The organism is Ramlibacter sp. WS9 (assembly GCF_003797765.1).
GTDB lineage: Bacteria > Pseudomonadota > Gammaproteobacteria > Burkholderiales > Burkholderiaceae_C > Ramlibacter.
The window spans coordinates 1-21,361 of sequence record NZ_RKMB01000049.1 but is presented as its reverse complement, the minus strand read 5'-3'; the positions used below and the strand labels follow the sequence as shown (position 1 = coordinate 21,361).

At 66.7% G+C, this 21,361-nt stretch carries 8 protein-coding genes and 1 pseudogene; 4 read left to right on the top strand and 5 right to left on the bottom strand.

Annotated elements, in window-relative coordinates; genetic code table 11:
• Positions 1-15,289: DUF4214 domain-containing protein (locus tag EEB15_RS31845; protein ID WP_141514012.1), on the bottom strand; the 15,289-nt coding region annotated here is incomplete at its 3' end.
• Positions 15,290-15,501: 212 nt separating this feature from the next.
• Between EEB15_RS31845 and EEB15_RS31840 the strand changes: the two genes are divergently transcribed.
• From EEB15_RS31840 to EEB15_RS31830, 3 genes are all read left to right on the top strand, one after another.
• Positions 15,502-16,098 (top strand): hypothetical protein, encoded by a 597-nt coding sequence (locus EEB15_RS31840; protein ID WP_141514011.1) that lies wholly within the window; start codon positions 15,502-15,504, stop codon positions 16,096-16,098.
• Positions 16,099-16,148: 50 nt separating this feature from the next.
• Positions 16,149-17,291, top strand: a complete 1,143-nt coding sequence (locus tag EEB15_RS31835; RefSeq protein WP_141514010.1) for a metallophosphoesterase — start codon at positions 16,149-16,151, stop codon at positions 17,289-17,291.
• Positions 17,292-17,355: 64 nt separating this feature from the next.
• Positions 17,356-18,078: a hypothetical protein gene (locus EEB15_RS31830; protein ID WP_141514009.1), complete on the top strand. Its 723-nt coding sequence runs from the start codon at positions 17,356-17,358 to the stop codon at positions 18,076-18,078.
• Between the two features lie 3 nt (positions 18,079-18,081).
• Here the strand turns inward: EEB15_RS31830 and EEB15_RS31825 are convergent, their stop codons facing one another.
• Genes EEB15_RS31825 through EEB15_RS31815 form a run of 3 tightly spaced genes read right to left on the bottom strand, consistent with a single transcriptional unit; the run spans position 18,082 to position 19,839 of the window.
• Complete coding sequence (locus EEB15_RS31825; RefSeq protein WP_233259710.1) at positions 18,082-18,465, bottom strand: biopolymer transporter ExbD; 384 nt, start codon at positions 18,463-18,465, stop codon at positions 18,082-18,084.
• Positions 18,466-18,505: 40 nt separating this feature from the next.
• Entirely contained in the window at positions 18,506-18,934 is a 429-nt protein-coding gene (locus tag EEB15_RS31820; RefSeq protein ID WP_141514007.1) for a biopolymer transporter ExbD, read from the bottom strand.
• A 2-nt stretch (positions 18,935-18,936) separates the two neighbouring features.
• Positions 18,937-19,839 carry a MotA/TolQ/ExbB proton channel family protein gene (locus tag EEB15_RS31815; RefSeq protein WP_370284062.1) on the bottom strand — a complete coding sequence of 301 codons (903 nt, stop codon included), beginning with the start codon at positions 19,837-19,839 and terminating at the stop codon, positions 18,937-18,939.
• Positions 19,840-19,919: 80 nt separating this feature from the next.
• Here EEB15_RS31815 and EEB15_RS31810 point away from each other — a divergent pair, with 80 nt between their 5' ends.
• Positions 19,920-20,423 (top strand): NUDIX hydrolase, encoded by a 504-nt coding sequence (locus EEB15_RS31810; RefSeq protein WP_141514006.1) that lies wholly within the window; start codon positions 19,920-19,922, stop codon positions 20,421-20,423.
• 18 nt (positions 20,424-20,441) lie between these two features.
• On the opposite strand, the pseudogene EEB15_RS34530 reads toward EEB15_RS31810, so the two are convergent.
• A pseudogene (locus EEB15_RS34530) lies at positions 20,442-21,361 on the bottom strand (hypothetical protein); the annotation flags it as partial.

The following is a 21,361-nucleotide window of genomic DNA, read 5'->3' as shown; positions in this document are numbered from 1 at the left end:
CAGCGTCGTCGACCCCCGGCACAAAGTACGAACCGCTGCCAAGTTGTCCAGGCTGCAGCCCAGCCTGCGCTTGTTGGCCAACACCCCAATTCGCCTCCGCCAACGAAGACCCCAGTGCATTGCCAAACGCGTCTGTGGCCACCTGCTGAATCGCCACCTTGCCGCCGCGCATAACTGCTGCGGCCGTGCCGGCGGCCAGCCCTGTGACCAGGCGTGCGCCGAACTGTTGGCCGAAGCTCAGGTCCTTGAACCCCTGATCGTTCATGCCCATGGCACCACCGACCGCTTGACCCACGCCCGCACCGACAGCGCTTGCAGCCACCCCTCTCCAGTCGAACCGGTCCTGCAGCCCGGTCGCCACGCCGATGCCCTGCGTGATGGTGTTGCCGATAGCCGCCCTCGCTACAACGTTGCCGAAGTCGCTTGCAGCTCCACCCAAAGGCGTGGGGATGAACTCGCTCACCCCTGCGCCGACGCCAGCGGAGAGTGCACTCAGCGCAACCCCCTTCCAGCTGAACTTGTCCTGAGCGCCGATGGCGACGGCCACCCCCTGGCTGACGATGGAGCCGACAGCCGCACTGGCGGCTGCCAGCCCGAACGTTGCCGTGCCCAGGGTAGCCATGCCGGTGGTCATGACCGCGCCCACGCCGGCGCCCACGCCGCCCGCAAAGGCAGTACCCAGCGTGCTGGCCATGTACATAGTTGCTGCGCCCATGGTGAAGATCGTCACCACCACAGCGATGATCGCCACGATCAGCATCTTCAGCCAGTTGGTCTTCTTCGCGTCCGGCGCCGGCAGCGTCGGTGTCGTATCCCCGATCGCCCGCGTCGGGTCATATGGCGTGAAGGTGCTGGTGCTGTTGTAGATCGTGTTCGGCTTGGCCGGGATCATGATCACGTCGCCGTCATGGACGGTGTCGATGCCGTTGGCATCGGCGATCACGTACCAGAGGTCGGCGTTGCCCCAGACGGCCCGGGCGATCATCTGCAGCGTCTCGGTGCCCTGCACGGTGTAGGCCGTCGGGCTCGCGCTGTAGCCGGAATCGGTGACCGGCACATAGCTGGAGCGGAAGGTGTTCTTCACCGCGGCTGCGTCGTCGCTGGAGGAGCCCACCACTTCGCCGTTGGCGATCAGGGTGGTGGTGACATGCACGTCCGGCTTGTACTCGTTGTTGATGTTGGTGCCGTAGCCGCTCTCGGTCTTGCGCAGGATGCGCCCGGAAGCATCATTGACGAAGTCGCGCACGTCGAACTTCCAGTTGTCCTTTTCCGTCTTGACCTGCACCAGGTTGCCGTTGGCGTCGTAGCCGTTGGTCGTGCGCGAGTGCTTGCCGTCCGAGGGACGCCACACGTAGATGTCGTGGACCTTGTTGTGGTCCCAGTTCTCGTACGTGTAGGTGTAGAAGTTGGCCTGGCCGTCGACCGTGGTCTTGTATTCGAGCAGCCGCCCCACCGCGTCGTAGCCGCGGAACCACGCGTCGGTGTTCTTCTCGTGGGCGCGGGCACGGGTGCTTTGGTGCAAGAGCTGGCCCTTGTCGTCGTAGTCGCTGTAGTGCCGGTCGACGGCCACGCCAGCCCCCTCCAGCGCGGCGGCCAGGCCTTCTTCGTTGGGAATCGCCGCGCCGCCGCTTTGCACCAGGCGGCCGGCCTTGTCGTAGCGGCGGGCGTCGATGTTGACGCCGTCGCGCAACACATCAGTGAGGCGCCCTGCCGCGTCGTAGTTGTATGTTTCGGTGACGATGCCTTCTTCTTTGTCCCAGTACTGGTAGTAGCCAGGATTCTCGCGAAATACCAGTTTGGTGCCCCGCTGTTGCATGCTGGTCTGGTTGCCCGACAGGTCGTAAGTGATCTTCTGGCCGACCCACTTGCCTTCGAGGTCCTGGCCGATGTCGGCCACGCCGTTGACCAGCACGCCATCGACGACCGTCTGACGGTTCATCTGGTCGTACGCGTTGTACACACGAATCGTGTTGTCGGTGGTGGCGTTAGCGGCGGTCGCGGCCACACCCTTTGCGTTGGTCTCCGACAGGTAGTGGGTGTGAACCTCGGTGCGGTTGCCGTTCTGGTCGTACCGGAAGGTGACGTCGTAGCGGCTGTCGCGCACGCCGATCAGGCGCCCCAGGCGATCGTAGGTGTTGTGGTTATCCTGGGACACGTCCAGCTCGCTGACCTGGCCGCTCACGGTCTTTTGCGCGGAGGTCTTTTCTCTCGTGCGGTTGCCGGCAGCGTCGTAGGCGTACTGGGTGACCTGCACGGCTGCACTGGCGTCGACGTTGGTGGCGGCCTTGTCTTCGATCTTGACCAGGAGGCCGCTGGCGTTGTCGTAGGTGTAGGCGAGGTTCTGCAGGTCGAGGTGGGTAAAGGTCTGGTCGCGAGAGGTGTCGCGATAGGAGGTCTGCGCGCTGATCTGCCACAGCTTGTTGTAGCTGAAGTCGGTATGGGTGATGGTGGTGGTGGTGCCGTCGGCGCTGATTTCCGACCGGTTGTGCGCTTCGACGTTGCCCCACGCGTCCAGGGTCCAGCCCTGCAGGCCGTTGTCCGCGGCGAGCTCGGCGGTCTTGTGGCCGAACATGTCCCAGCTGTACTCGGTGCTGCGCCCGTAGCCGTCGATGCTTTCGATCAGGTTGCCGCGCAGGTCGTAGATCTGCTCGGCGATCTTGGCGGTCGCCTCGTCAGTGATCTTGACGCGGCGGCCGAGGGCGTCGTAGGTGTATTTTTCCGTGAGCTGGATGTGCTCGCCGGCCGTCAGGCTGATGTTGGAGGCGCCGTCGCCCACGCCAATGGCGTCATACGCATCGACGCCCTGGAGGTACGCCCGGGTGGTGGTCTCGACGCGCCCCATCTTGTCATAGGTGTAATGGATCTGGCTGCCGCTGGCCTGGTGGACGGTGTCGCGCTCGCCGAAGGCGTTCAGGTCGTAGTGGACGATGCCGCCATCGGCGTGCTGTTCTTCGACCAGGTTGCCGCGCTCGTCGTAGAGGTTGCGGTTGACGTAGCCGCGCCCATCGCGGGTGGCCACCAGGCGGCCGAGCTGGTCGTAGAAGTTCTCGGTGGTGATGGTCTGGAAGTTGTCGCTGCGGGTGGTCCCCACCAACTGGTTGTTGGCGTTGTAGGTGGAGTAGCTGCTCCAGGCCGCGTTGCGCGGGTCGGTGACGGCCAGTACATTGCCCCAACGGTCCACCGTCTGCTCGATCTTCGGGCGCACGCCGTACTGCTGGGTGAAGAGGCCGACGGTGCCGTCGTTGGCCTGCTGCAAGGCGGTGGCGCTGCCGATGTTGGTGGTGACTATGACCTTCAGGGCGTCCCAGACGTCCTTGGCCACGTCGCGCGCGGCCTCGGCGGCATCGGCCTGGGCGACGACCTGGAGGCTGTAGGCGTTGGCAACCCCGGCCACGGTGTACAGGGCAGCGTAGGTGTTGTTGTTGAACAGGGCCTGCGAGGCCAGGCCGGCCGCGCTGGTGCCTTTGTAGACGTAGACGTTCGCGATCAGCTCGTAGACGAGCTTGCCGCGGCTCCAGTTGTACGGCGAGACAAGCCTTTCGCCCCAGAACTGCAGGCCTTCGGAGTCCGCCGGGCGGCCGAGGGCCGTGCGGTACAGGGTGTCGATGAACTGGCTGTTGCTCTGGCCGGCCGGATACAGCGTGTTATTGGCCAGCAGGGTCGTGGCCGCATCGATGACGGTCTTGCCGCCGGCCAGCTCGGTGGCAAGGGCCGTGGATTCGGCGGCGGTGGGTACGCGGCCTTTGAGCATCAGGTACAGCTGGTCGGCCTGCAGGTAGTAGGTGCCCCAGGACCCGCTGGCCGGGGTGAAGCTGCTGGCCGTGCCGGAGAGGGCCGCGCTGCCCAGCTTCACCGCACCGGCGAGGGGAAGGGTCGCCTGTGCCGAGGTGTTGGCGCTGGCGGCCTGGGACACCAGGGGGGCCAGGTAGGCCGCCACGCGGTTGACGTGGTACTTCTGGTTGGCGACGCCCGTGGTGTCGTTGCCCGTGTAGTTCACCACCGTGTAGTTGAATTCGATGGCGGCCTGGGCGCGGCCGACGGCGTTCGCCTTGTTCGTCCAGAAAGTCACATCGGCGGCGGCGGGGCTGGTGACGTTGACGACGGTCTTGTAGAGCTGCTTGGCGAAGTCAGTGTTGTTTCCGATCGAGCTGTACAGCGATGAAGCGGCAAGCATGGACGTCACGACTTCGACCGCCGTCTTGCTGGCGCGCAGGTCGGACCATGTGTTCAGCTCGGCCAGGCTCGGCGCGCGCGAGTACAGGGCGGTGAACAGCTGCGCCACTTCGAGCCGGAAGGCCGCGGTGGGTGTCGCGTTCATGGTTGCGGCGGCCAATGCGGCGGCCGCCAAGGGCGCAACGGTCGCGACGGCGTCGGTCAGGGCGACCATGGCCATGTAAGCCGCGTTGCTCGCCGCGGTGGTGGCGTTGTCCGCGGTGACGGCGGCGGTGTAGGCGTTGTTGGCCGCGGTGTACGCGCTGTCGGCGGCGGTCTTGGCGGTGTTGATGGTGCCCAGGTAGCCGTTGACGATGTTGACGAAGTCGTTGTGCGACTGAATGCCCAGCGGATCCGTTCCGTTGTAGTTGGCTGCCGTGTAGATGATTTCGGTGGCCGCCTGGGCGCGCGACATGCCGCCGGCGCCGAGCTTGTCGGTCCACGATTGCAGGCCGCCCGAGTCCGCTGCGCGGCCGAGGCAGCGCTGGTAGATCTTCTCGACCCAGGCCGCGTTGGACGTGTAGTCGGTGGTCGTGACATACGCACCGTAGTAGCCGATCGCCTCGCTGGTGGACAGGGCGTAGGTCACCACCGCCTGCATGGAGGAGGGCGAGCTGAACCGTGCGGTCCAGCTGTTCACTTCAGTCACATTCGCCGGCGCGCGGCCGAAGATCCCTTTGAACAGCTGGCAGACGTAGGTCTTGTACGGGGAGTTGAACGCGCTGTCGGTGGCCGTCTTGGTGGTGGTGGCTGCCTGCAAGGTCGCCAGCGCCGGCGCCACCGCGCTGTCGGCGGGGACGGCCAGTGGCCCCAGGATGTTGTAGGCCTTGGCGGCCAGGTTCTTGCGCGATGTGAGTTCCAGCTCGCTGGTGCCGGTATTGTTGGCTGTGGTGCTGAGAAGATCCGCCGCCACCGCGCCGCGGTTGTTGCCGTTGCTGTTGAGGACGCCCACCCAGTAGTTCAGGCCGGTGGCATCGGGCTCGCGGCCCAGGCCCAGCTGGTAGAGGCGGGTGACGAACTGGGTGGCGGAGAGGGTGGTGGGGTAGCCGTTGTTCTTGACCGCGGTGGTGTTCAGCATCTGGCTGGCCACGGAGGCTGCCGAAGCGCCTACGCGGATGTCTGCCCAGGAGTTGAACAGCGCCAACGTGGGTGCCGGCGAGGCCGGGTACAGGGCGGCGTAGAGCCGCGCGACTTCCAGCCGGTAGTCGGCCGTCGGGGTGGCATGCGCGATATCGGCATAGGGGACGGCGTCCCTGGCGCTCAGGCTCGCGGTGCCCACCAGCACCGCCGCGGCGGCGCCCGTGGTGGCGGCGTTGGAGGCGGCGCTGGTGGCCGGGGCGGCGATGGCCGCTTTGGCGGCAACGGTCGCCGCGTCGATGTAGAGCTGCACCTGGGCCGTGGCCGCGGCGATGCTGTCGGCCGTGACCTGGCTCAGGACGGTGTAGGAGGCCGTGGTGCCGGTCAGGTACTGGTCGTTGCCGCCCAGGGTGCTGTAGGCCAGGGCCACGGCAACCTTGTTGTTGAACACCTTCTTGGCGTTGATGGCGTCGGTGACGGTGCCGCCGTACTCCATCACGGAGCCGATGAACGAGGCGACCACTGCACCCCTGGCATTTGCATCGCTTGATTGCTGGGCCTGCACCAGTTGGGCCCGCCAGTAGGCCAGGCCTTCCGCGTCGGGGGGTGTGCGCTTCAAGGCCTGGGTGTAGAAGCCGCTGATGATCTCCAGGTCATGGCCGACGTCGGGGCTGAAGATCTTGCCCAGGGTTTGTCCGCTGTTGTAGATGGCTTGCGCGAGCTCCGCAAAGTCCAGGCCTTCCTGGGCGACCTTCGTGGCCCAGTGCATCAGGCCGTCGTAGTCGGGCGCGCGGTTGAACAGCAGCACATACAGCTGCGCGATCTGGGTGTTGACGGCCGCGGCGCCCGGCTGGCCGCGCATCACGGCGTCGGCACTGGCGATGGCGGGCGCCACCAGGGGCGTGGCGGCATTGGCCGCGGCCAGGGCCGTGGAATAGGTCGCCTGCGCAGCGGCCACGGCGGCGTTCATGGACTCCGCTGTAAATGCGGCCGACGTGATGCCGTTGAAGATGGCCTTTGAAGCGGCGATCTGCTCGTTCAGGCTGAGTGTGGAGTGGTCCAGCGCCATGTAGGCCTGCGACACCGCCACCTTGTTCTTGAACAGCTGCTGGGAGGTGAGGCCCGTGAAGTCAACGCCGTCGTAGTCGGTCACCATGTCCACCATGTCGGTGAACACCCTGCCCCTGGTGTGGCCGGCGAACTGCTCAAGCCAGTAGTTCAAGCTCGCTGTATCCACACTGCGGCCCAGCGCGTTCTGGTAAATGCTGGTGATGAGCGCGGTGTTGGTGATGTTGGCGGGATAGAACCCCAGGCCGACGCCTGTGTCGAGCATCACCTGCGCAACCTCTTGGCGATCCCACGTAGGGTCGGCGAGCAGTCCCGCCCAATAGTTCAGCCCAGCGGCATCGGGCGCCCGGTTGAACAGCAGCGCATACAGCTCGATGACCTGCGTGCGGTACAGCGTCGTCTTGGCATCGGACAGGCTCACGGTATCGGAGCCCGCGGTCACCAGCGTCATGATCGACCTGGCAACACCGATGTCGTAGCCGACATAGTCGATCGCGTACTTCAGGCCGGCGTCGACCTTGTTGTTGAACAGGCGCTGCGAATCCAGGGCAACCTGATTGATCGTGCCCTGGCCGTACATGTCCAGGGACGTGTAGCCGGTGGTCGCCGCAATCATGGTGACGAGCATGGCACCGCGGTTAGGATTTATCTGCAGCTGGCCCACCCAGAAGTCCAGGTCTTCCTGCGGGATGCTTTCGGCCGGACGACCGAGCACCATCGTGTAGAACTTCGTGATGAAGGGCGCATTCTCCAGGCCGGCGTAGGGTGAGGCCGCCAGGTCGTCGTCGAGCGTCGTCAACATCTCCTGCGCGATGGTGGCCAGGGAAGTGCCTGCCTGATACATGTTCAGGTACTTCGCCAACCCCACCGCGTCGGGCGCACGGTTGCGCACGGCCACGAACAGCTCCGCGATGCGGCGGCGTGCTGCCGGCGAAACCACGGTCATCGTGCCCTGGTCCCACGCTGACCATTGGGCCTCGCCGGGCTCGCGCTTGAGCACCTCATAGGTGTAGTCGCCCTCGGCCAGGCCGCTGGCGTCGAAGACGATGGCGTCGCCGAAACGGTGGCGCTCGTCGAAGGCCACCGTGTCGAGCAGGACGCCGTTCTTGCTGTATTTCAGCCAGACTTGGGTGGCCGGATCCGGCGGCGTGTGAATGCGGATCTGGTTGCCGTAGTCGCCGGTTTGGGTGCGATCGATCAGCGTCTTCCAATTGCCGTCGGCACCCTTCTTCTTGACCTCGATGCGGTCGATGATGCCCGGTGGCTGGGTGTTGTCCCACGAAATCTTGGCGCCGGTGAGGGCTGCGTCCGCGCTGAAGACCTGCGTGACGTACTGCGTGCTGGCGCGCGCTTCAGTCCGGTAGGTCAGCGTGACCTGCACGTCGCCGCTGCCCAGCCCGGCCAGCGAATCCCAAGTCAAGTCGACAGAATTCCGGCCTTCCCACCAAGTGTTGGTATTCCCGGCGCCTTCGCTCTCTCCATAGGTGACCTTCTTCTCGGCCGCGGCAGACAGCGTCGCGTAGATCTTCAACGGTTCGAGCGAAACAATGCGCACCGCATTGACGGTGGAGCCTTCCACGCTGCCCACCTCGCCGGCGTACTGCATCGGGCGGATCTGGCCGACCACATGGCCGAGCAGGTTGTAGCGGGTGTCGGTGCGAACCAGGTCGCCCAGGATCACGACGCTCGCGGCGTTCGAGTAGGCCCCCAGAGGCTTGACAGCGCTGCGGATGTCGGCCGTCTGGTGGCCGGCAATGTCGTACAGGGCCACCTTGTAGACGCCGTCGCCGGCATTGGTGCGCCACAAGTGGCCCGCGTTGTCGTAGTCGTAGTGTTCGTGCCGGGCCGCGCCATTGACGCCCTTGTGCGTGACTTCGCCGAAGGCGTTGTAGTCGATCTGCTGCGAGCCGCCCATGGCGTCGCGCGTCTCGATCACCTGGCCCAGCGCGTCGTAGCTGAACTCGGTGAACGCGGTCTGGACCGTGGGCGTGCCGTTGACCTTGGTCCAGACGTCTTGCGCCTGCCGAGCCACATGGCCATAGCGGTCGTAGAAGGAGTACGAGGAGTTGCTCAGCGCATCGACGTTGCGAATGGCATGGCCGCTCGTGTCGTAGACAGTGAAACTGACCCGGTCGTCAGCGGCGTCACCCAAGACGCCCAGTTCGGTGCGCTGGACGACGTTGCCGTAAACGTCGTGCTTGAACTCGGTCAAGGCCGGGCCGGTCTGCACCCAAGTCACGCGGCCCAGGACGTCATAGGCGGTGTAGGTGCTGGTGCCCAGCGCGTCGACGGTGCGCGTCGCGTTGCCGAGGACGTCGTATTCGAAAGAGGTGACCTGGTCGCCGCGCAGCGCCGTGGCCGCCCCGGCAGGGGTGTAGAGGACGTTGACCCGGGTTTCGCTCTTCTTCAGGTTGTTGAGGTAGTACTCGTATCGAATCTTGCGATCGTCACCCGACGCCGCCACCGCCGATCGGGAGACACCGGTCTTGGCGCTCCACAGGCTGTCGGTCACCGTCACATTGCCGGCGTACTCGACCTGTTCCGTCAGGTTGCCCACGGCGTCGTACGCCATGGTCGTCAGGTAGGCCTTGGCCGTGCCGGCACCCATGGCCCGCTCGTACACCGCCACTTCCTCGGTCCTGCGGCCAAGAATGTCGTACTTGAAATAGGTGTCGGTGGTCGTGGTGACCGGGGTACCGCTGCTGTTTTGGCCATACACGGAGATGCGCAATGCATCGCCGAGGGCGTTGTACGTGGTTGCCGTGGTGCGCGCGGCGGTAAAGTGCTCGCCGCCGACGATGTTCGGATCGAACGCGTAAGCCTGCGGCTCGATTACCTTGATGGCACGGCCGAGCGTGTCGTACTGCGTCGTCAGCGTGCGAGCCGCGGCATCGGTCGCCGGCAGCAGGCCCTTGACGAAGGCGTCGTTGACGTTCGCCGTGAATGTGATGCCCGCGGTGCCGATGGCCATGCTGTAGCGCTTGAGCTCGCTCACGTCGCCGAACGCATTGCGGGTATAGCCCGTCACCTGCCCTCCGGCGTCGACGTCCCACACCACCTGACCGGCCTTGTCGTAGACCTTGTAGCTGTAGCGGCCGGCCACGTCCTGGTTGGCGATGGCGTTGCCCAGCGCGTCATACGTGACGTTGACTTCCAGCGTCTTCGTGCCTTCGAGGTGGACGTCCACCGGCGGGAAGATCGTCTTGACCTGGCGGCCCGCCGCGTCATAGCGGTAGCTGGTGGTGCGCGCTTCGGGCCGTCCTGCCGCCTCGGTGCGGCTCTCGACGTTGCCGAAGGCGTCGTAGGCGATTTGGGTGACCATCGCCGCCATGGAGGGCGTGCCGGTCGCGACCCGGTTGTCGGCGTCGAAGGTGACGGTGGTGACCTCGACTTCCGGAGCCGTCTCCTTCGTCAGCCGCCCGGATGCGTCGTATTCATACGTCCAGGTCTTGTTCAGCTTGTTGGTGAACGACACCTTGTTGCCCAGGGGGTCGTAGGTGTAGCTCTCGGCCGCGCCCATGGCGTCCACGCTGCGGGTTATGCGGCCTGCAGCGTCGTAGAAGAACTCACTCACCCGGCCGCCCGGTTCGATGAGCTTCCAGAGATTGCCGCGCTCGTCGTAGACCGATTGGGTGGTATTGCCGCCCGCGATGACGGACGTGAGGCGCCCGGCGCGGTCGAACAGGCGCTGCTCGATGCGGTCGTTGGTGTTGTCGGCGACGAGTGTTGACAGGACGGTTGCCAGCGGCAGCACATCCAGCGATGTCGTGAACGCATTGGCGTAGCGCCGCGTCGTGATGTTGCCCTGGGCGTCGTATTCGGTCTTGGTGAGGCCGCCGGCCGCGTTGAGCGTGAAGGCCACGCGGTTGGCCGCGTCGTACACCGTGCGGCTGATCCGGTCGTCCGTGCTGGCCTGCAGCGCGCTGGCGATGGCCGCCGCGGCCGGGGTGCCGGCAATGACCAGCGGCGTGGCGTAGACCCGTTGCTGCACGACGTTGGAGTTGGCGTCGTAGATCCACTTGGTCACCGTATTGACCGGGTCGATGTTGTAGACCAGCCGGTTGAGTTGGTCGTAGGCCATGCGCTCGGTGCGGTCCACCAGGGCATTCACCGCGGCCGTGTTCACCCAGGCGGCCACCTGGTCCTGGGTCGGCTGGGCCGCCAGCGTTTGCGACGACAGGGTGCTGGCGTATGTGGTGCGCGAAACGACGTTGTCCGCGTTGTCATAGACCTGCCGGGTGATGGTCCACTTGAGGTTGCCGGCAGCGTCCGTGCCCTGCGCTGTTGCGCTGGCGACCATCCGGCCATTCTTGTCGTAGACCATGCGCGCATGCGCGTCGCGAGCCGGGTCGGCCGCCGGGGTGGCGGGCGTGGCGCCGGGCAGCGCGGCGTCGGCCAGCTGCTGGGCTGTCAGACGCGTGGCGTAGCCGATGCGGTCGGTGAGGTTGCCGCTCTTGTCGTACTCAAAAGCCGTCACCGCGCCTGTGGCGTCGATCTGCCGCGTCATGCGGTCGTTGGCGTCGTAGACATACCGCGTGACGCCGCCCTTGGCGTCGGTGCAGGTCACGGCGTTGCCGGATTCGTCGTACGTCCAGCTGCGCGAGATCAACCGGGTGGGATCGGCGGCGGCGGTGGGGTCGGGGTCGGCGACCTCGTTGGTGCGGCGCCCGAGTGTGTCGTAGGTGTAGCTTGTGACCAGGCCGCTCGGGGAGGTGACGGTGAGGACGTTGGCGCGCTCGTCGTATTCGTAGGCGGTGAGCAGGTTCAGGCTCACCCCGACCGTACCCGGATCGACCTTTTGCGTTTTGAGGTGCCCGTTCAGGTCGTACGTGAACTGGGTGACGGTGCCGTTCGCATCGGTGACTTCGATCTGCTGGCCCTGGGCATCCCACTTGTATTGGGTGGACAGGTTCAGGCCGCCGGCCACCCCATCGACGGTGCGCGTCAGGACGCGGTTGGCCGCGTCATAGGTGAGGTCGACCTTCTTGCCGTTGCCGTCGATGGTCTGGATGAGGCGCCCGGCCCGGTCGTAGCTGCTGGAGTTGAAGGTCGAGTCCGCCTCGACGGTCTTCTTGAGGTTGCCGTTCTTGTCGTACTGGTAGGCGGTGACGTTGCCGCGGCCATCGGTGACGTCCAGCGTCTGGCCCAGGCGCGAGTAGCCGGTGGTGACCGTGATGTTCTCGGGCGTCTTGACGACGACGGTGCGCACCGTCTTGTTGTAGGTGTAGGTGGTGATGTTGCCCAGCGCGTCCGTCTGCGTGGTCACGCGGTCGACCCCGTCGTAGCTGGTCTTGTTGTCGAAACCCATCGCGTCGACGGCGCGGATCTGGCGGCCCAGGCGGTCGTATTCGGCGCTGCGGGTGTCGCCGGCGGTGGTGGTGCTCCTGGCGCGGCCGAACGCGTCGTACACGACGGCGGTGGCGATGTTGGCGCCCAGGGCGTCGTCCACGCGGGTGAGCACGAGGCCACGCCGGTCGTAGGCCGCGGTTTGCTCGTAGATGGCGCCCGAGCCCAGGGTCTGGGCGCGCGAGGTCTCTTGGCCGAAGAGGTTGTACAGGTAGCTGGTCTTGAAGCCCAGGGCGTCGGTGCTGCTGGCCAGGGCGCCGGTCACGCTGTAGGTGTAGTCGGCTCGGCTGTCCAGCGCGGCGGGGTTGGCGGCAGTGGCGGCGGCGATGGCGGAGGTCAGCGTGCTGTTGACCAGCCCGCCGGCCTTGTCCCCGGCGAGCGCCGTGAGGCTGGCCAGGCTGAGGCGGTTGGCGTAACGTACGGTTGCCTTCAATTGGCCGAGCGCGTCGTACTCGTTCTCGGCGACTTCGCCCAGCGCGTTGACGGTGTGCGTGAGCTGGCCGTCCACGTTGTAGAAGAACAGGGTCCGGTTGCCGTTCTGGTCGGTGGTGCTGGCGCGGCGGCCGGCCAGGTCGTAGGCGTGCGTGAGGCCCCATTGCGCCCAGACCAGGTCGATCTGCGCGGCGGTCTGCCCGGCGTAGAGCTGCAGCGCGCCCTCGGCGGAGAGCTCGCCCACCAGGCGGCCCTGCGCGTCGTAGCGTGCGTTGAGGGTGCGCACCTCGCTCGTGCCGACGGCGCGCACGGTCTTGGTCAGGTTGCCGGTGTTGTCGTAGGTGTACTGGGTGACGGTGCCCTGGAAGTCCGTCTCCTGCGATACGCGGTTGAGCTTGTCGTAGACGCGAACGTGGGTCTGGTCCTGGCCCATCGGATCGTAGGGCCGCAGGCCGACCGGGCTGCTTCTCACGGTGTAGGACGCCGTCACCTTGTTGACGTAGCGCACGGCCTGCGTGAGGTTGCCGCTCAGGTCGTAGGTGTTCTCGGTGAGGTAGCCTTCGGCATCCACGACGCCGACGATCTGGCCCTTGGCGTCGCGCAGGTAGGTGGTAACGGCGTCGGCGGCGGGCGTGAGGGCGGGCTTGAGCGCCGCCAGCGTGCCGGTGGCGCGCTTGGTGGGGTCGGTGGCCACGGCGTAGCTGGTGCTGCGCACCAGGGCGCCGGCAGCGTCGTACTGCATTTCGCTCAAGTAGCCTTCGGCGTCCAGCGTGCCCACCAGCAAGCCGTCCGCGTCGTAGAAGTGGCGGCTCACGCGGTCGTCGGCATGCGGCGCGATGAAGCTGTCGGCCGCCGGCGTGTCGCCCAGGCCGGCCGTGCTCAGGGCAGTGGCGTATTGCACGGTGGAGACGATGCGCGAGGCGCCGTCGTACACGGTTTGCGTCACGGCGCCGTTCGCGTCGATGGTGCGGGCCAGGCGGCCGGCCGCATCGTAGGCGCGCCAGGCGTGCTGGTCCTTCGCGTTCGCGGCCGGGCGGATCGAGGCGAGGGAAGGGTTCAGCGGTTCACCAGTGCCGCCGAGCAGGGCGACGTTCACCGCGGTCGCATACGCGATGGTGTGGGTGAGCCGGTCGTTCCTGTCGTAGACGTATTCGGTCAGGGTGCCGTCGCCATCGACGTGGGCGACTTGGCGCCCGGCCTCGTCGTAGAGCATCCAGGCGCGCACGCCTGTCGGGTCTTGGGTCATGACCAGCCGGTTGGCAGCGTCGTACTTGAAGGTGGTGGTTGCGCTCAGGGCGCCCTGCACCACGCTCAGCAGGCGCCCGGCGGCATCGAAGTTGCTGGTGGTGATGAGGTTGTTGGCGAGCTTGACGCTGAGGGTGTTGCCCGCGTCGTTGTAGGTGTTGGTGGTGACTTCGCTCAGCGCGTTCGACACCGTCAGGACGCGGCCCATGCCGTCGTAGGTGTAGACGGTGCTGCCCGCGGTGGGCGACACGGTCGATTGCAGGCGGCCGGTGTAGTCGTAGACGAAGGTGGTCACCGACTGTTTGCCGTCGGCCACGCCATAGCCGTTGGTATCGACCGTGGCCCACTCGGTCTGGGTCTTGGGCTGGCCGCGGAAGTCGTAGGCCATGTCGGTGCGGCTGATCTGGGCGTTCTTGCCCGTGGTCCAGGTCGTGAGGTCGCTCACCGTGGGCACGTCGGTGATCGCGAGCGCGGTGACCGGGTAGACGCTTTCGTCGTATCGCAACACCGAGTCGCGCAGGCCGGTGGTGGCGTTGTTGACGTACCGCGTCACCCGGCCTTCGGGGCTGATGACGAAGCGCAGCAGGGCCCTGTAGTCGGTGTCGTAGACGTAGCGTGTCACCTGGGGCGCGGTGGGCGCCAGGGTGCCGCCTTCAGGATCGGGGGTGGCATACAGGGTTTCGGTGAGCAGCTGGTTCTTGGCGTCGAACGTGCGCGTGATGGTGTTGCCCGCCGCGTCACGCTGCCAGATCTGGTTGCCGTTGGCATACCCCATCGTGGTGACCCGGCCCATCGGGTCGGTGATCTCGGTCAGGTCGCCGTTGACGTATTCGAAACTCGTGATTTGCAGGACGCCCGCGACGGCAGGCTCGGTGACGCTGGTGAGCTGCCCTTCGGCGTCATAGGCGTACACCGTGGCACGGCCCAGGGGATCGGTCACCGTCGTGGTGCCGGCGCCGTAGGTATAGCTGGTCTGCTGGTTCAGCCCGTCTTTGACGGTGGCCACGCGGTAAGTGCCGCCGGACAGCACGTAGGTGAAACTGAGCTTGGTGCCGTCGCTTTGCGTGACGCTGGCCACGCGGGCGCTGGTGCCGTCGTAGGTGTACGTGGTCTTGAAGGTCTTGCCGTCGCTGGTGAGGCTGTCTTGCGGGCTCAGATCGACGGTGACGGAGGTGAGGCGGTTGGGCGCGGTGCTTTCGTAGGCGTAGACGACGCGGGTGGTCTTGGTGCTGCCGGACGGCGTGATGTTGATACTGGTGAGCCGGCCGCTGCTGTAGGCGAAGCTGAAGGTTTCGCCGGAGTCGCTGACGACGGTCTGCAGGTTGAAGTTGGCGTCGTAGGTGTAGCTGGTGGCGTTGCCGATCACGTCCGAGACGGACGTCAGGTTCCAGACGTCCTTGCCGTCCTTGGTGCCCAGCTTCTTGTAGGTTTCCTGGGTCCGGGTGTCGCCGTCGGTCCAGGTGAAGGAGGCGGGGCTGGTGCTGCTGTAGGTGAAGTAGTCGTACGCGCCGGCACCAGCGGTACTGGTGTAGCGAGCCTGGGTGCTGTTCCACACATACGTGGCCTTGGCGCCGTCCTGGCCGGTGCGCGTGACGGTGCTGCCCGATGCGTTCAGCGTCCCGGTGTATTGCACGCTACCGTATTTGAACGCGCCGCTGGTCCAGTTGTCCCCATTGTCGTCATCCAGCAGGCCCTGGCTGTTGTACGTGCGCAAGGCATCGATGTCCGGGCCCAGGCTCTCGACATGGTCGTCCAGGCTTTGCAGCACCAGGTTGCCGGTGGCGATGTTGACGAACGCCCGTTCGTTGCTCTGGCCCTGCGTCGCGCTGCCAAACACCCCCCGCTGCCCCAGTGTGGCGAGCGATGTCAAACTCAAACCCAGGCTGTTTCCGCTGACGATTGCGACCATGTCCGTCCCGATCTATGTTCAAAAAAGATGCAGGTCGCGGCAAAGGCAAGACTTCCCCCGTCCCGCAGCGACCCTTCAATCAGTACATCGGCACGCACGCAACTTTGTTTAGCCCCACCTCGCTAAACATTTGCGGTTTCTGCGGGATATAGTGATTAAGCAGGGCGCACGTTCGGCGTCCGCCCCTCCCAACTTCACCAAAAATGCCCGCCATGGATGCCCAAAACTCGAAAGACGCCGACGATTTGCTGCAAGCTGGGCTGGCCGCTAGCCAGGCCAATGACGCCGAAAGGGCCCTGGAGCTGTTCGCACAGGCCAGCGCTGCCTCCCCGGCAAGCGGCATACCCCATTTCCTGGCGGGGTCGGAATACGCTGCCCTCGGCCAATACGAAAAAGCCGAGGCGGCGCTGGCCAACGCCGTGCTGCTGGCGCCGGCCTTCGACATCGCACGCTACCAACTGGGCCTGCTGCAATTCAGCTCCGGCCGGGCAGCAGTGGCGCTGGTTACCTGGCAGCCGCTGTTCGCGCTGGACGACACCCAGGCGCTGGGGCACTTCGTCCGCGGCTTTGCGGCGCTGGCGCAGGATGGGTTTGCCCAGGCCAAAGTGGACTTCCAGGCCGGCTTGGAACGCAATACGGGCAACCCCGCCCTCTCGGCGGACATCCGAAAGGTGATGCAGGGGATCGACGACGCGCTGGCCAAGACCGCGCCTGAGGTGCCCGCGCCCCACGAACCCGCGGAAGCCGACCCATCGGCCGCTCACGTGCTGCTGTCCAACTACGGGAAATTCGGCGGCACGCTCCACTGAGCTGACCGGCGGCGCCTTCCAATCAGGCGATCCGGCACCATGTGGCCCAGATGTCACTGGTTTCCCTGTTCGCCCTGTCCGCCGCGCTACACCTCTACATAGGCGTCCGCACCGTCCCGGCCTTGCCGGGCGCCACTGCGGGCGGGCTGCTGGCCCTGCTCTTGGTGAGCTCGGCGATTCTCATGCCGTTGGGGCTGGTCTCGCGGCGGCTACTGAAGCCGCCGGCCGCGGACACGCTGACCTGGGCCGGCCTGCTCTTCATGGGCCTGTTCTCGTCGCTGATCGTGCTCACCGTGCTGCGCGACGTGCTCTTGCTGCTGGCCGCCATCGCCCAGCAGATGGGCGCGTCTGCCCTTTCGTTTGATGGCTTGCACTCGGTAAGCGCCGCGGCCGTGCCGTTGCTGGCGCTGGCGATCACCGGCCTGGGCTACCTCAACGCGCGGCGCACCGCGGGTGTGGTGACCGTCGAGATTCCTGTCGCGGGCCTGCCTGCGGCGCTGCACGGTTTCACCATCGTGCAGATCAGCGACATCCACGTCGGCCCGACCATCCGAAGCACCTATGTCGAGGGCATCGTCGAAGCGGTGAACCGGCTCAACCCGGATCTGGTGGCCATCACCGGCGACCTGGTCGACGGCAGCGTGGCCGAGCTCGCCGGGCACGTGGCGCCGTTGGAACGGCTTGCGTCGCGCGAAGGCAGCTTCTTCGTCACCGGCAATCACGAGTACTACTCGGGCGCCGAGTCCTGGATGCGGCACCTGGAGCGCATCGGCATCCAGGTGCTGCAGAACCGCCACGTGGTCATCGAGCGCGAGGGCGCGCGTCTGGTGCTGGCGGGCGTGTCGGATTACAGCGCCGGTCACTTCGACGCATCCCACCGCAGCGACCCGCACAAGGCACTGGCCGGCGCGCCGCCGGACGCGGCTTTCAAGGTGCTGCTGGCGCACCAGCCACGCAGTGCCGCGGCGGCGGCCCAGGCGGGCTTCGATCTCCAGCTCTCGGGCCACACGCACGGCGGGCAGTTCCTGCCGTGGAACCTCTTCGTGCGCATGCAGCAACCATTTACGGCTGGGCTGCATGCCATGGATCAGTTGCGAATCTACGTCAGCCGTGGCACGGGTTATTGGGGCCCGCCGAAACGTTTTGGTGCACCTTCGGAGATCACTCGGGTCAGATTGGTCCCCGCCACCTGAGTCCTACAAGGAGGCGGCGTGTTGTCCCACACGGCTTGGGTGGGGCGCATCAAAAACTGCCTTCATGGCACGTGCAGCTTTCCTCTCTTCCCCCCTCACAGGCGCTCGCGCCGGCAACGTCAACTACCTCGGCGCGGCGCGCTCGCGGCGCAAGTTCGAGGTGTTCTATCCCGACGGCTTCCAGGACGAGACTTACCTGGTCGCCGAACGCTCGTACAAGGAGCGCGCGCACCTCGAGTGGCGCAACGAACTCGGCGCGGCGGACTTTCGCAAGCTGCTGGCGCGCGGCGAGTTCGCGCGCATCTGCGAGACCGCCGTGCGCATCGAGTCGCGCACCAACCTGCTGTTCTCGTTCGAGAAGATGGCGCTGCGCGACGCCGTGAAAACGCCCGCGGGTGCCCGCTTGTTCGCCACCGAGCTCTATGCCTTCCTCTGGGGACGCGGCTCGCCGCAGACCAAGTTCGCCGACTGGGTGCAGGCCGTGGCCGATCTGCCGCGCCGCCAGACCCGCGTGCTGACCTGGCCGATCGTCACGGTGTTCGGCTTCCTGGCGCGGCCCGACAAGCACCTGTTCCTGAAGCCGCGCGTCACGCGCAAGGCCGCGCATGCCTATGGCTTCAACCTTCAGTACGACGCCCAGCCGGCGTGGCCGGGCTACCACTCGCTGCTGACTTTCGCTGCGATCATTCGCCGCGACCTGGACCGCCGGCCCCACTTCAAGGCCCGCGACATGATCGATGTGCAGTCGTTCATCTGGGTGCAGGGGGCGGAGGAATACGAGACTTGAGCATCAAGGCGCGAACTGCTCGGAGCCGACCAGGCCGATCTTGGTGAGGCCCAGTCGTTGCGCACTGGCCAGCGCGGCCGCGACGTGGTCGTACTTGGCGCGGCGATTGGGACGCAGGTGGATCTCCGGCTGCTGCGCTTCGGCCGCGGCCTGCTGCAGCCGTGTCTCGAGTTCGGCACGGCCCGACAGCGGCTGCCCGTTCCATAGATAGGCGCCCGTGGGCGTGACGTCGATGCGCACGATCTCCGGCGGCACCGCGGGCGGCGGCGTGTTGCGGCCCGGCATCTCGAGGTTGACCGAATGCAGCTGGATCGGGATCGTGATGATGAGCATGACCAGCAGCACCAGCAACACGTCCACCAGCGGCGTGGTGTTGATGTCGGCCATGACTTCGGCCTCGTTGTCGCTGCTGCCGAGCGGGATCACATCAAGGTCCCTCCGGCGGTTCGGTGAGGAAGCCGATGCGGGCCATGCCGGCCCGCTGCGCCGAATACACCACTTGCCCGATCGATTCGTAGTCGGCGCGGGCATCCGCGCGGATGTGCAGTTCGGGCTGGGGCTTGAGTGCGGCTGCGCGATCGAGCAGCGCTGCCAAATCACTCTGCGCCGGCAGGCGGGTGTCGAACCAGTAAATGGCGCCCTGCGCATCTACCGTCACGATGACATCTTCCACCTGCTGGCCCTGCGCCTGCGCCGGCTCCAGCGGCAGCGTCACGGCGATCGAGCTGTTCACCACCGGGATGGTGATGAGGAAGATGATCAGCAGCACCAGCATCACGTCGACCAGCGGCGTGGTGTTTATCGTCGCGATCAGCTGGTCCTCGCTGTCGGGCGGCTGGGCGAAGCGGATCGCCATCGTCAGACAGGATCCTGGGCCGGCGACCTCTTGGCGTTGGCCGCCAGCAGCACCGTGTGCAAATCGGAGCCGAAGCCGCGCACCGTGTCCATCGCCACCTTGTTGCGCCGAACCAGCCAGTTGTAGCCCAGCACCGCCGGCACGGCCACGGCCAGGCCGAGGGCCGTCATGATCAACGCTTCACCCACCGGGCCGGCCACCTTGTCGATCGAAGCCTGGCCCGACGCGCCGATTTTTACGAGCGCGTTGTAGATGCCCCAGACCGTGCCGAACAGACCGACGAAGGGCGCCGTCGAACCCACAGTGGCGAGCACCGCCAGGCCTTCCTGCGTGCGGCCGTGCACCGTGGCCACCGCACGCTCGATGCTCTGCGCCGTCCAGGTGTTGAGGTCGACCTGGCCGATCAGGCCGTCGTGCTTGCGTGTGGCTTCCAGCGCGGATTCGGCGATGAAGCGATAGGGGCTGGCGGGTTGCAGCCGCTCCGCCCCCTGGCGCACCGTGTCGGCCTTCCAGAAATTCTGGTTGGCCGCCTTGCCTTGGCCCCCCATGCGCGACTGCGCGATGAGCTTGGCAACGAGCACGTACCAGCTGCCCAGCGACATGATGACAAGGATGAGCAGCGTGATGCGCGCCACCCAGTCGCCCTGTTGCCACAGCGCCCGCAAGCCATAGGGATTGGCGGCGGCCTCAGGCGATTTGATCTGCGGCAGCACGGGTGTTGGCCGCGAGGCCGCGGGCTCTGCAGATGCCGTCGCGCTGGAGGACGCGGCGCTGGGCGCACTCTGCGCGCCTTGGGTGCCTTGCGCCCCTTGCGAATACGCGAGCGGGCTCGCGAGCAGGCAGGCGGCCAGCATGGCACGGGAAAGCAGTCGGGAAAGGAAGGGGCGATGTGAGGGCATGGTCAAGTGTCGTAGCCGCAACGGAGCCATTGTGTCGCATTCGCCAGGCACCCCCGTCCGCAATCGAGGTGGCCATAATCGTGGGCATGCATAAACAGTGGAAGCCCAGCGTCACCGTCGCCGCCGTCATCGAACAGGATGGCCGCTTCCTGCTGGTGGAAGAAGAAACCGCCCTGGGCCTGAAACTGAACAACCCCGCGGGTCATCTCGATCCTGGCGAAACGCCGGAACAGGGCTGCGCCCGCGAAGCGCTGGAGGAATCCGGCTGGGTCTTCCGGCCCACCGCGCTGCTGGGGATGTACCTCGCGCGTTCGATGAAGAACTCCACCGGCGAAGACCAGACCTACCTGCGCATGGCGTTCTGCGGCGAGCTCGGCGAGCATCAATCCGAGCGGCCGCTCGACACCGGCATTGTCCGCACGCTGTGGATGACGATCGATGAATTGCGCGCCAGCGCCGCCGAAGGGCGCCATCGCAGCCCGCTGGTGCTCAAGTGCATCGAGGATTACCTGGCCGGCGTGCGGCATCCGCTGTCGGTGATCTACAGCGACGCTAGCGTGCTGGCGCCGGTGCTGCCGCTCAAATCCTGATCTCGTCCTAACGCGCCGTTACTTGGCGCATTTGTCGGTCAGTGCCTTGGCGGCCAGGCCGGGCAAGGCCAACAGCCCGCCCAGCATCGGCGGGTTGCGCGGCGAATGCAGGCAATCGTCGATCGCCGCGCCTTCCATGCCTTCGGCCAGCGGATCCTTGGGTTTGCCGCGCCTCAGCTGCTCGTTTGCCATCTCCGCGAGGCTGCGCTGACGCTGGATCCGGTACGGGCCGGGATGCGGCGGGATGGCCGGCCCGAGCACGGGCGCAGGCGGCAGGGCTGCCGCGGGCGGCGCTGCGGGGCCGGGCGTGGTGCGGCCGCCGGGCATCGTGCCGCCGGGCGTGCCCAGGCCGGGGCCACCCGGTGTCGCGCCGCCGGAGGCCGCGCCCGGGCCTGCGGGGGCCGCGATCACGGGAGCGCCGGTGGATGGGGCCGGCGCGCTGGAAGGAACGTCTGCAGGGCCTTGCGCGCGCGGGGCGGGTTGCGCGGCGGGCGACGGCACCGGCCCGGGTGCCGCGGGCCTTTCTGCAGGTGCGGCAACGGCCGGTGCGGGTGGAGCGGCCGGGGCCGGCGCGGGAGCGGGCTCCGGCGCCGGTGCGGCCACTGGCGCTGGCGCGGGCACAGGTGCAGGAGCGGGCGCAGGTACCGGCACTGGCGCGGGCGCCGGGATCGGCACAGGGGCCGGCGCCGGGACGGGAACCGGTGCAGGCGCGGGGATCGGTGCCGGAACCGGCACGGGCGCGGGCACAGGGACTGGCGCCGGCGGTGGTGGAACCGGCGGAGGCGGGATTTCCACCGGCACAGGCGGCGCCACCGGCGGCGGTTCAGGCTGCGGCAGCACCACTGGGGGTACCGGCGCCGGTGGTGGCGGAACGGGCGCTGCGTCCGGCGCTTCCGCCGCAGGGGCGGCGGCGGGCTGGGGACGGGGCGGCTCGACGG